Genomic DNA, 10,248 nt, shown 5'->3' on the forward strand with positions numbered 1-10,248 from the left:
CGATGAAAACTCCCATTGAAGCCATCTTGTTTGATATCGGCGGGACGCTGCGCTACACCGAAAGGCGCACCGGCACAGAAAAAGAAGAAATTCTGGCCCAGATCATGGCGCTGATCGGCGCGGAAGAAGCGGCGGAGGCCTTTTCACAGAAATTGGCCGAGCGCGCCAGCGCCTATAAACGCTGGTCGGAAGAAACCTGCCTGGAACTGAATGAGGCCGAGCTGTGGCAGCGCTGGATGCTCCCCGATTATCCGCCTGAGCTGATCCGCGAGCGGGCCATCGAGATCAACCAACTCTACCGCTCGTGGCTGGGGCGGCGGGTGCCCTTTGCCGAAAGCCGCGATGTGATTGTGGAATTGTTCCGGCGCGGCTACCGCCTGGGGGTGGTGAGCAACACCACCAGCAGTGTGGAGGTGCCTGAACTACTGCGCCAACTGGAGATCAGCGGCTGCTTTGAAACTGTGCTGCTTTCGGCGGTGAGCGGGACGCGCAAACCCTGCCCGTCCATTTTGCTGGAAGCCGCCCAGCGCATGGGCGTGGCCCCCGAAAACTGCGCTTACATCGGCGACCGCGTGGATCGGGATGTGGCCGCGGCGCGGGCGGCGGGCTTTGCCCAGGCGGTCATCATTGACCCCCATGCCCAGGTGGGCAAGGTGGGTGAGGATTTGCGCCCCGACCAGACCGTTCCGGCGCTGGGGAAGGTTTTGGAGTTGTTCCCCCCGCGGCCGGCCCCCCAGCCCGAGGCGGTGTACGACGCGGCCCTTTCCACCATGTACGCCGTTCACCAATTCCCGGCCTTGACCGATTTCTTTGAATTTGCGCGCCGCACCGGTTTTGCTTATATTGAACTGAACCACAAAGTGACTTCGGCTATGCTGGAGGGCATCCCCCTGCACCGCTTCCCCATCCGCAGCATCCACGAGCCTTGCCCGGCGGACATCAGCGAAGGGGAGCTGAAGAAGCGCGGCTGGCTGATTTCGGCTACGGATGAAGCCTGCCGTAAGGAAGGTGTGCAGGCCATGCGGCGCAGCATCGAGCTGGCCAGCCGCGTGGGGGCCGAAGTGATCGTCATTCACGCAGGCGAGGCTGTGCCGGACGTACACCAGTTGGAGCGCAAGCTGCGCAATATGATCCACGCCGGGCAGGGCGGCAGCGACCGGTACCGCGCGGTGCAGGCGGAGATGATCGCCATCCGCAAACAGCACGCCGCCGCCGGGTTGGAAGCGGTTCGAAAAAGTTTGCAGGAGCTGTTAGAATATGCGCATCCATACGGCATTCGCCTGGGCCTGGAAAACCGCTACCATTATTTGGAATTCCCCAGTCCAGACGAGGTGGAGAGCCTGCTCACCCTGGCGGGGCCGGAGCAGATCGGCTTCTTGTACGATATCGGCCACGCCTATACCTTAGACACGTTGGGATTTTATCCGTACACGGAATGGCTGCAGCGGTTTTCGCCCCGATTGATCGAAACCCACCTGCACGATGTCCGCGAAACCACTGACCATTTTGCCCCTGGCCTGGGAACCGTTGATTTTCAAACCGCCGCGGCCTACCTGCCCCAGGGGGCTTTTCGCACCTGTGAACTGCAAACCACGAACAGCCCAGAACAGGTGAAGGCCAGCTTGAGGCTGCTGGCAGAGCAGGGCTGTATCCGGAAAATTTCTTGAATCCAGAAGGAGAGAAGCGTATGCGCGGATTATTTAAGAAGCGGCAAAACATCTTTATCCGACTGATCCATGATCAGGCGGCTTTGACGCTGGAAGGTCTGGAAGCCTTGAAGGCTTATATGCAGGATCAAAACCCCGAAGCCTCCAAAACTTTGGCCGTGAAGGAAAAAGAAGCGGACGAAGCTCGGCGGATTTTGATCTATGAGCTGAACAAAACCTTTGTGACCCCCTTCGACCGTGAAGATATCTTCACCCTGTCGCGCACCATTGATGACGTGATTGATTATGCTTACAGCACCATCACCGAAATGGAAGTGCTGAAGGTGAAGCCGACGGTGTACATGCAGCGCATCGCCTCTTTGCTGCGGGACGCTGGCGCGGAGCTGCTTTTGGCGGTGGATCGGCTGGAGGAGCACCCCGGGGTGGCCAACGAACACGCCCAGCGCGCTAAAGCCCTGGAAAACCGCGTGGAGGGTGTGTACCGCGAGGCGCTGGCGGATCTCTTTAGCGGCGGCGAGGATATTAAGCAGGTGATCAAGATGCTCAAGCTGCGCGAGGTGTACCGCCACATGAGCAACGCCGCCGACCGAGGGGATGAGGCCGCCAACGCCATCGCCGACATCGTGGTCAAAATCACATAGGGGGCATGCATGACTACCTTGGTGATTGTCGTCATTGTCCTGGCGCTGGCCTTTGACTTCTTGAACGGCATCCACGATTCGTCCAACGTGGTGGCGACCATGATCTCTTCGCGGGCGTTTTCGCCGCGGGTTGCCCTGGGGGTTACGGCTGTGGCCGAATTCAGCGGCCCCTTCTTGTTTGGCGTGGCGGTGGCCAAGACCATTGGGCATGAGATTGTCGCGGCAGAAACCATCAGCACCCTGGTATTGGTGGCGGCGTTGGCCAGCGCGATTGTGTGGAATCTGCTCACCTGGTATCTGGGTTTTCCCAGCAGCTCTTCCCACGCGCTGATCGGCGGGCTGATTGGCTCGGTGAGCATGGCCGCCGGTTTTCAGGCCATTCAGATGGCCGGGATTGAGAAGATTTTGCTGACCCTGTTCACCTCGCCCATCATCGGCTTTGTGGTTGGGTTCCTGGTCCTGCGCCTGATCTACATTCTGGCGTGGAACGCGACACCGCGGGTGAACGGCATCTTCAAGCGCAGCCAGATGATCACCGGCATAGCTCTGGCGCTCAGCCACGGCGCCAACGACGCCCAAAAATCGATGGGCATCATCACCCTGGCGCTGGTGACCGGCGGGTATTTGCAGGAGTTCAAGGTCCCCATTTGGGTGATTGTGATGTGCGCGGGGATGATCGCTTTTGGCACGGCGGTGGGCGGCTGGAGTCTGATCCGCACCCTGGGCGGCAAGTTCTTTAAGATCCGGCCGGTGGACGGCTTTGCCTCACAGTTGGCCTCGGCCTCTGTCATCCTGACCGCCTCGCTCATCGGCGGCCCGGTGAGCACCACCCAGGTGGTCAGCTCGGCCATCATGGGGGTGGGGGCAGGAGAACGCGCCAACAAAGTGCGCTGGCATGTGGCGCAGGAAATTATCACAGCCTGGGTTCTCACCATCCCTGCGTCTGCGGCGGTGGGCGCAGGCGTCTATTGGCTGATATCCAAATTCTTTTAACTCTCTGATCTGAGAAGGGCATTTCTTATGGCGAATCAGCAGTCGGCTTACGACGTGGTTTTTATTGGTAATTACACCAAAGATACGATCATCACCCCCGCGGGCACGCGCTACGTGGACGGCGGTGGGATGAACTATGCGGCCAACGCCGCGGCGCGCCTGGGCCTGAAAACGGCGGTGGTCACGCGCCTATCGCGCGAAGATGTGCATGTGGTGGAGGGACTGCAGGCCAACGGGGTGGATTGCTTTGCCACCTACAGCCCTTCTTCGACCCTGATGAAGCTGGAATACCCCACCACCGACCCCGACATCCGCACCCTGACGGTGGCCGGGATCGCGGGCTCTATCACTGCCGCCGATGTGGACGGCTTTACCACCCGCGCCGCGGCCATCAATTCCAGCCTGCGCGGGGAGGTGGGTCTGGATGTGATCCGCGCGCTGCGCGAGCGCGGCACGCTGGTGGCGGCGGATATGCAGGGCTTTGTGCGCGTGCTGCGCGGCCAGAGCCTGATCTATGAACCCTGGCCGGAGATGGAAGCCACCCTGGCCCAGGTGGACGTGGTGAAGAGCGACGCCGTGGAAGCGGAGTTCCTGACCGGCACCAAGGATATTTATCAGGCGGCCAAGATCTACGCGCAGATGGGCCCGGCTGAGATCGTTCTGACGCATAAAGACGGCGTGCTGATCTACGACCGCGGTGCGACCTATGAATACGGCTTTTACCCGGCGCAATTGGTGGGGCGCAGCGGGCGCGGCGATACCTGCGTGGGCACGTACCTTTCCAAGCGCCTGTCCATGAACCCGCAGGAAGCTGGTTTGTGGGCGGCAGCCGTGACCAGCCTGAAGATGGAAGCCCTGGGCCCCTTCAACCGCTCGGTGCCTGAGGTGGAGGCCTTTATCGCCAGTAAATACCGCCAGACGGTGGGCTAAACCCCTGGCGCATCCCAGACCCGCATTGGAGCCTCCGTTGATGCTGCGCGATCCCGCCGCTGCCGCCGAAACTATCCGCCGCACCGCTGCCCGGCGCGCAGCGCGCTATGCGGCGGATTGGCAGGCGATGGTGACTCAATGGGGCGCGGATGAGCCGGAAGACCGCCTGTGGGTGATGTATTCGGCCAATTATTTGCTGCGCACCGGCAGTACGCGCTGGGCGATTGATCCGTTTGACCAGCGCTCGCGGCTGCCCGCCGCCCCCGCTGTGGATTTGGAGCACGGGCTGGCCCCGCTCAACCTGGCGGTGCTCACCCACCGCCACGCCGATCATCTGGATCTGGCTTTGATCCACGCTTTGCGCCGCGCACCCATCTGGTGGGTGGTTCCGGAATTCCTGTATGCGCCGGTGGTGGAGCAGGCGGGCGTCCCCGCGGTGCGGGTGATTGTGCCCAGGATGCTGGAGCGGATTGAGGTGGACGGCGTGGCGCTGACGCTTTTCCCCGGCCTGCATTGGGAGCCGCGCCCTGAAGCCCCCCAGGGCCCACCGCGCGGCGTTCCGGCGGTGGGGGTTCTGGCGGAATTTGGGGGCATGCGCTGCCTGTTCCCCGGCGATACGCGCACCTACGACGCCGCGCAGATCCCCGCTTTTGGCGGGGTGGATTGGGCCTTTGCGCACGTGTGGCTGGGGCGGGGCTGCGCACTGCTGGAAGAGCCGCCCTTGCTGGACGCGTTCTGCCGCTTTGCGCTGGCACTGCAGCCCGCTCATCTGATCCTCACCCATCTGCACGAGCTGGGCCGCCAGCCCAAGGATTATTGGGATGAGACTCATGCCGACCTGGTGCGCAGCCGCCTGCGCCAGTTGGCGCCGAACCTGCCGGTGGAAGCGCGCTGTTTTAGCGAAAGCGTGGCTCTTACCTGCTGATTCGGAATGAGGCAGTTTGATCAATCCTTTGGCCAGAGGAGCCCGGCTTTCAGGGTTCCTCTGGTGATTTTAAAGGCAAAAGCCCCAGGGATTTTGCGCCCTGGGGCCTGAGAATGCAGGCGGCTGGTGCTTAGGCTTCCGGAAGAGGGACGATCATGCCTTCCAGGATGAATTCGAGGGCCATCGTGTGGCTGCAGCGGCCCCGCGATTGAAAGAAATCGCAATCACATTTCCAAACACCGTTATCATAGTCCACTTTGTGGGCATTATTCGCCCCATCCATCGTCACCGAGAACGAAGAAAAATGGAAGCGCTCGCGTTCTTGTGAATAACGTTTTGCTTTTTCGATTTTGCCGATCATGCCGTAATCCATGGTCGTGTATTTCTCCTTTCGCCGAATGTTGGGTTTTGATACAAAAAGGCACGCGGCTGCCCCGCGCGCCTTTCATAGTTTATTCAATTTGGGGTTCTCCAAACTCTCGCATAGCGGATTACGCTCCCATGCTTTTTCTTATGATAGTACATCTGCGGGGGAAAGTCAACCGAAACAGGCCGCGGATTTCCGTGCCCCAGCTTAGGCCTGCACGCGCACGCTGGCCGCCTGGGAAGTGGTGCGCAGCACAAAAGCCTCACATTCCAAACCGGCCTGGCGCAGGGCGGCGCACATGGCCTGGCTGACGGCCTGGGCATCCCCGGCACAAAAGGCGATCAGGCTGGGGCCGGCCCCCGAAAGCCCCGCGGCGGCGGCTCCAGCTTCCGCGGCGGCCTGCAGGGCCTGGGCAGCCCCAGGGATGAGGGGCAGGCGGTAGGGCTGGTGCAGGCGGTCATCCAGGGCCTCGGCCAGCAGGGATAGATCCCCGCGGCGGACAGCTTCGACCACCATGGCGGTGCGCCCCAGGTTGAAGACCGCATCGGCCAGGGACACACTTTTGGGCAGGGCGGCGCGCGCCTGCTGGGTGGGCAGATGGTAAGACGGCACGGCCAGGGCCACTTGCAGGCGGGGGCTGGGCACTTTGCGCACGATATGGCCGCCCGCGCGTGCGGAAGTGACGATGACCAGCCCACCCCACAGGGCGGCGGCGGCGTTATCGGGGTGGCCTTCCATCTCTGCCGCCAGGGTCAGCAGGGTTTCTTTAGGGTAGGGTTGGGGCAGGCAGGCGTTGGCGCCCAGCAAGCCCGCCAGCACGGCTGAGGCGCTGGAACCCAGCCCCGATCCCAACGGCAGACGGTTGGTACATTCGATCGAGGCGCTGGGCGCGGGCACACCGGCGTGTTCAAACAGGCGCAAAAAGGCGCGCGCCGTCAGGTTACGGCTGTCCAGCGGCAGATAGCTGCTGCCCCGCCCGTGAATGCACACCTGCACACTGCCCGCGGGCGCGGATTCATCCAGGCGAAAGGTGACCCGATTCCACAGGTCGAGGGCCAGGGCCAGGCAGTCAAACCCCGGCCCCAAATTGGCGGTGGTGGCGGGCACGCGCACGGTGATGCGCTGGGGCAGGCTCATTTTTCCTCCAGGACGGCGTCTTCCAGGGCGCGCAGCTCCACTGGCAGCAGGCGCGGGGCGGGCATTTGGCGGGCGATGATGTCGGGGTCTTTCATGCCGTGGCCGGTGCACACCGCCACGATGCGCTGGCCTTTCGGCTGCATGCGCCCGGCGCGGATTTCGGCAAACATGCCCGCGATCCCCGCGGCCGAGGCCGGTTCCACCCATACCCCGCTGGCCGCCAGCCGCCTTTGGGCGAAGAGAATTTCATCGTCACTCACCGCCAGAATGCGCCCCTGAGATTCTTCGGCAGCCTGCAAGGCCTGTTCACCCCGCGCGGGACGGCCGATGCGGATGGCGGTGGCGATGGTTTCGGGATGATCCACGGGGTGCCCCAACACCAGCGGGGCCGAACCAGCAGCCTGCACCCCCAAAATGTGCGGCAGGCCGCTTTGTTGGGCGGCATGGTGCTGGGTGAAGCCCATCCAGTAGGCTGAGATGTTGCCCGCGTTGCCCACCGGCAGGCACAGCCAGTCCGGGGCGGCGCCCAGGGTTTCGATGATCTCAAACGCGGCCGTTTTCTGGCCTTCCAGCCGGTAGGGGTTGAGGGAATTGACCAGGGCCACGGGGTGGCGGCGGCTGATTTCCACCACCAGCGACAGGGCGTCATCGAACGAGCCGGAAATCTGGATGACCTCGGCCCCGTAGGCCGTGGCCCCTGCCAGCTTGCCCGCGGCCACCTTGCCTTCGGGGATGATCACAATGGCGCGCATCCCGGCCCGCGAGGCGTAGGCGGCGGCCGAGGCGGCCGTGTTGCCGGTGGAGGCGCAGATCACCGCGCGCGCCCCGCGACCGGCGGCTTCGCTGATGGCCACGGTCATGCCGCGGTCTTTAAATGAGCCGGTGGGGTTCAATCCTTCAAACTTGATGTACAGCTCAAACCCGCCGCCCATCTCTTCGGCCAGGCGCGGCACGGGGATGAGGGGGGTGTTGCCTTCCAGCAGGGTGATGTCTGCGGTGTGCGCAGGGATGTCCATCCAGGCGCGGTAGCGGGCCAGTACGCCAGCATAAGTCATGGGGCGGCTCCTTGGAGAAAGTTCTTTGCTGTGATTCTACTGTGAAGCCGCGTTTTCTGGGTGAAAACGGGTGAGCCTTCTTGGGTGGGGTGCGTCTGTTTTTTTGGCGCGCACGGCATGGGATGGTATAATCTCACCAGTTTGAACTGACCTAAGGAGACTTAAGCATGTCTGCACACACCTGGAAAAGCATGATCGCGCTGTTGGCGCTGGTGTTCCTTCTTTCGGCTTGCGGCGGCGGGGCAAAATCGGACGCGGCGGCCCAGACGGTGGAAAATTACCTGACCGCCCTGGTGGCGCAGGACGCGGATCAACTGTCCACGGCTTCCTGCCAGGCCTGGGAAGAAAACGCTTTATTGGATATGGACGCGTTTATCGGTGTGACCGCCAGCCTGGATCAGATGGCCTGCAAGGTGACTGGCACGGACGGCGATACCACCCTGGTGAGCTGCGAAGGCAAAATCCTGGCCACGTACAACAACGAACAGCAGGAACTCGACCTGGCGGGCCAGACCTATCAGGTGGTGCAGGAAGGCGGCGAGTGGCGGGTATGCGGCTACCGGTAAACGGTCTGCGGCGCGTTTTTTCGCGCGAAAACCTGTGGGCCCTGGTGCTGTGCCTGATTGTTTTGGCGGTGATCCTGTTGACCGCCGACAGCGCACCGTTGTGGATTTATCAGGGTTTTTGATCTCGTGTCGCTGACGCAGCTGCTGATCTTTTTGGGAATCGCGCTGGGTTTTCGCCTGGCGCTTTCTTTGCGTCCGGCGGCGGAGGGCGGGCGCGGCTGGTTCCTGCTGACGGTCAGCGCTTTGGCCGTCTTTTGGCTGCAGCCGGCCATGCCCATCCGCAACCTGGATTTCTGGCTGCCCCTGGCCACCCTGGGTCTGGCCGTTTGGGGTTGGATTTTCACCACCCCGCGTGAGGCCCGCGGCGGGCGTGAGAACTACACCGCCTTGGGGGTGCTGGCCGGGGTGGTTTTGGCGGTGGCGCTGACGCGCTTTGTCAGCCTGGAGGGGGTCATCACCCCCAGCCGCCCGCCCCAACTGGGCCTGGTGGCAGCAGGGCTGGTGATCCTGGCGGGGGTCAGCGCGCTCTGGATGCGCTTTTCGTCCCCGCAGTCCCGCTGGCTCAGCGCGGGCATGGCGGCCCTGCTGCTGCTGTTTCTGGCCATCAAAGTGCCGGTGCTGGCCGAGGGCGTCAGCGCGGGCCTGCGCACCCTGGTGGGCCAGTCCGCGGCGCGGGCGGCGGCCAGCGATCTGCGTTGGCTGGGTTTCAGCTACATCGCCTTCCGCCTGATTCACACCCTGCGAGACCGCCAGACGGGCCGTTTGCCGCTGGTCAATCTGCGCGAGTACGTGGTGTATGCCCTGTTCTTCCCCGCCCTCACCGCCGGGCCGATTGACCGGCTGGAGCGGTTCATCAAAGACCTGCGTAAACCGCTGGAAACCCTCTCGGTGGATTTAATGGCGGCTGGGCCGCGGCTGGCGATGGGCCTGCTGAAAAAATTCGTGCTGGCCGATTCGCTGGCCATGGCCGCCCTGGGGCCGCAAAACGCGGCGCAATTGCAGTCCACCGGCTGGGCCTGGGCGGCCCTGTACGCTTACAGCCTGCAGATCTTTCTGGATTTCAGCGGCTACACCGATCTGGCTATCGGCCTGGGGCGCCTGTTCGGCATTCAACTGCCGGAGAACTTCAACGCGCCTTATCTGAAGCCCAATTTAACCCAATTCTGGAACAACTGGCACATGACCCTCACCCAGTGGTTCCGGGCTTACTTTTTTAACCCGCTCACCCGCTCCCTGCGCTCGGCCAAACCGCCTCTGGCCATCCCCTGGGTGATTTTGATCACCCAGCTGAGCACGATGGTGCTGATCGGCCTGTGGCACGGGGTGACCTGGAACTTTGTGCTGTGGGGGGTGTGGCACGGGTTGGGCATTTTTGTGCAGAACCGCTACTCCGATTGGGCCAAGCCCCTGGCGGCCCGCCTGGAAGATCACCCGCGGCTGAAGGCCCTGGCGCAGGGCGGTGGGGTGATCTTGACTTTTCACTTTGTCAGCCTGGGATGGGTGTGGTTTGCCCTGCCCACCGCGGCGGATGCGCTGCGGGTGTTCCGCGTTTTGCTGGGCCTGTAGGCGCGGCGCGGAACCCGGATCGAGCACACGAGTACAATTGAAGCGAAACGCTTATCAGGTACGTCCTATGATCAAATCTTTTGCACACATTCGATGGGGGATTGGCGCGGCAGGGCTGGGATTGCTGTTGAGCCTGGCCGCTTGCGCCGCCACACCCTCACAGGCGGCGGGCGTGCCCACGCAGACGGCCCCCGCGGCGGCGGATACCCCCGCCCCGGCGCCAGCCGAAACTGCGGCGGCCCCGGCGCAGCCCTCCCCGGCCCAGCCCACGGCTGAGCCGCCCCCGCCCGACGAATAAGCCGCATGCAGCACGTAGTAAACCATACCGTTGCTGTCGCGGGCCGCGCCCGCGCCCACATGCTGGTAGGCGGGGTTTTCCACCGGGCGCATGTGGTCAAAAT

The 10,248-nt window shown here is 63.0% G+C and carries 12 protein-coding genes; 9 read left to right on the top strand and 3 right to left on the bottom strand.

Going from position 1 to position 10,248, the window contains the following annotated elements:
- The first annotated feature begins 2 nt into the window (after positions 1–2).
- From ADN01_RS10305 to ADN01_RS10325, 5 genes are read left to right on the top strand one after another with little or no spacing between them, the layout of a single operon-like run.
- A complete protein-coding gene (locus ADN01_RS10305; RefSeq protein WP_062419770.1) occupies positions 3–1,667 on the top strand; it encodes an HAD-IA family hydrolase in 1,665 nt (554 codons plus the stop codon).
- Positions 1,668–1,687: 20 nt separating this feature from the next.
- Positions 1,688–2,308: a DUF47 domain-containing protein gene (locus tag ADN01_RS10310; RefSeq protein WP_062419769.1), complete on the top strand. Its 621-nt coding sequence runs from the start codon at positions 1,688–1,690 to the stop codon at positions 2,306–2,308.
- Positions 2,309–2,317: 9 nt separating this feature from the next.
- On the top strand, positions 2,318–3,301 hold the full coding sequence (locus tag ADN01_RS10315; RefSeq protein ID WP_062419768.1) for an inorganic phosphate transporter: 984 nt from the start codon (positions 2,318–2,320) through the stop codon (positions 3,299–3,301).
- 27 nt (positions 3,302–3,328) lie between these two features.
- Entirely contained in the window at positions 3,329–4,231 is a 903-nt protein-coding gene (locus ADN01_RS10320) for a PfkB family carbohydrate kinase (RefSeq protein ID WP_062419767.1), read from the top strand.
- 40 nt (positions 4,232–4,271) lie between these two features.
- Positions 4,272–5,156: an MBL fold metallo-hydrolase gene (locus ADN01_RS10325; protein ID WP_062419766.1), complete on the top strand. Its 885-nt coding sequence runs from the start codon at positions 4,272–4,274 to the stop codon at positions 5,154–5,156.
- Positions 5,157–5,286: 130 nt separating this feature from the next.
- Here ADN01_RS10325 and ADN01_RS10330 read toward each other — a convergent pair whose 3' ends face one another.
- The 3 genes from ADN01_RS10330 to thrC form a co-directional block, all read right to left on the bottom strand.
- Entirely contained in the window at positions 5,287–5,529 is a 243-nt protein-coding gene (locus ADN01_RS10330) for an SWIM zinc finger family protein (protein WP_062419765.1), read from the bottom strand.
- A gap of 201 nt (positions 5,530–5,730) precedes the next feature.
- On the bottom strand, positions 5,731–6,660 hold the full coding sequence (thrB, locus tag ADN01_RS10335; RefSeq protein WP_062419764.1) for a homoserine kinase: 930 nt from the start codon (positions 6,658–6,660) through the stop codon (positions 5,731–5,733).
- Positions 6,657–7,715, bottom strand: a complete 1,059-nt coding sequence (gene thrC / locus ADN01_RS10340) for a threonine synthase (RefSeq protein WP_062419763.1) — start codon at positions 7,713–7,715, stop codon at positions 6,657–6,659. Before thrC ends, thrB begins: the two co-directional genes overlap by 4 nt.
- 167 nt (positions 7,716–7,882) lie before the next feature.
- On the opposite strand from thrC, the gene ADN01_RS10345 reads away from it, so the two are divergent.
- The 4 genes from ADN01_RS10345 (at position 7,883) to ADN01_RS19905 (ending at position 10,145) form a co-directional block, all read left to right on the top strand.
- On the top strand, positions 7,883–8,281 hold the full coding sequence (locus ADN01_RS10345) for a hypothetical protein (RefSeq protein ID WP_062419762.1): 399 nt from the start codon (positions 7,883–7,885) through the stop codon (positions 8,279–8,281).
- Positions 8,266–8,403 carry a hypothetical protein gene (locus tag ADN01_RS19635; protein ID WP_160318410.1) on the top strand — a complete coding sequence of 46 codons (138 nt, stop codon included), beginning with the start codon at positions 8,266–8,268 and terminating at the stop codon, positions 8,401–8,403. Before ADN01_RS10345 ends, ADN01_RS19635 begins: the two co-directional genes overlap by 16 nt.
- Positions 8,404–8,407: 4 nt before the next feature.
- Positions 8,408–9,847 carry an MBOAT family O-acyltransferase gene (locus ADN01_RS10350; RefSeq protein ID WP_062419761.1) on the top strand — a complete coding sequence of 480 codons (1,440 nt, stop codon included), beginning with the start codon at positions 8,408–8,410 and terminating at the stop codon, positions 9,845–9,847.
- Positions 9,848–9,914: 67 nt separating this feature from the next.
- Entirely contained in the window at positions 9,915–10,145 is a 231-nt protein-coding gene (locus tag ADN01_RS19905; protein WP_075071115.1) for a hypothetical protein, read from the top strand.
- The last annotated feature ends 103 nt before the right edge of the window (positions 10,146–10,248 follow it).

The organism is Levilinea saccharolytica (genome assembly GCF_001306035.1).
GTDB classification, from domain to species: Bacteria; Chloroflexota; Anaerolineae; order Anaerolineales; family Anaerolineaceae; genus Levilinea; species Levilinea saccharolytica.

What these genes read in the sequence shown, in the direction of transcription:
- ADN01_RS19635 (WP_160318410.1), top strand. Translation starts at nt 8,266, where the DNA reads ATGCGGCTACCGGTAAACGGTCTGCGGCGCGTTTTTTCGCGCGAAAAC.
- ADN01_RS10320 (WP_062419767.1), top strand. Translation starts at nt 3,329, where the DNA reads ATGGCGAATCAGCAGTCGGCTTACGACGTGGTTTTTATTGGTAATTAC.
- ADN01_RS10345 (WP_062419762.1), top strand. Translation starts at nt 7,883, where the DNA reads ATGTCTGCACACACCTGGAAAAGCATGATCGCGCTGTTGGCGCTGGTG.
- ADN01_RS10310 (WP_062419769.1), top strand. Translation starts at nt 1,688, where the DNA reads ATGCGCGGATTATTTAAGAAGCGGCAAAACATCTTTATCCGACTGATC.
- ADN01_RS10305 (WP_062419770.1), top strand. Translation starts at nt 3, where the DNA reads ATGAAAACTCCCATTGAAGCCATCTTGTTTGATATCGGCGGGACGCTG.
- ADN01_RS10325 (WP_062419766.1), top strand. Translation starts at nt 4,272, where the DNA reads ATGCTGCGCGATCCCGCCGCTGCCGCCGAAACTATCCGCCGCACCGCT.
- ADN01_RS10330 (WP_062419765.1), bottom strand. Translation starts at nt 5,529, where the DNA reads ATGGATTACGGCATGATCGGCAAAATCGAAAAAGCAAAACGTTATTCA.
- ADN01_RS10315 (WP_062419768.1), top strand. Translation starts at nt 2,318, where the DNA reads ATGACTACCTTGGTGATTGTCGTCATTGTCCTGGCGCTGGCCTTTGAC.
- thrC (WP_062419763.1), bottom strand. Translation starts at nt 7,715, where the DNA reads ATGACTTATGCTGGCGTACTGGCCCGCTACCGCGCCTGGATGGACATC.
- ADN01_RS19905 (WP_075071115.1), top strand. Translation starts at nt 9,915, where the DNA reads ATGATCAAATCTTTTGCACACATTCGATGGGGGATTGGCGCGGCAGGG.
- thrB (WP_062419764.1), bottom strand. Translation starts at nt 6,660, where the DNA reads ATGAGCCTGCCCCAGCGCATCACCGTGCGCGTGCCCGCCACCACCGCC.